The following is a 262-nucleotide window of genomic DNA, read 5'->3' as shown; positions in this document are numbered from 1 at the left end:
GGAGTATCGGCGTGAAGCCGCGAACCTGGTAATAGAGTCGCAGCGCCCGATTGCTCATGTGGCTAAGGAGATCGGTGTTTCCGCCGGGCTTTTAGGCCGGTGGGTCAAACTCGAGCGTGAGCGCCGGGGAGCATCAGACGGGATGAGCGAGGCTGATCTTCGTGCTGAGAATGCTCGTCTGCGCCGGGAGCTGGCTGAAGCCAAGATGGATAACGAGTTTTTGTCAAAAGCAACAGCCTTCTTCGCTGCGAAGCAACGCGAG

General features: G+C 58.4%; 1 protein-coding gene. It reads left to right on the top strand.

Annotation, left to right across the window (positions count from 1 at the left end; translation table 11 throughout):
* Positions 1 to 262 (top strand): transposase (locus tag HMPREF2990_RS12360; RefSeq protein ID WP_256380964.1); only part of this gene is annotated, 262 nt, incomplete at both ends.

The sequence above is a fragment of the Corynebacterium sp. HMSC071B10 genome, assembly GCF_001814825.1.
Lineage (GTDB): Bacteria > Actinomycetota > Actinomycetes > Mycobacteriales > Mycobacteriaceae > Corynebacterium.
The sequence above is the reverse complement of the archived record's forward strand: the minus strand, read 5'-3'. Positions and strand labels throughout refer to the sequence as shown.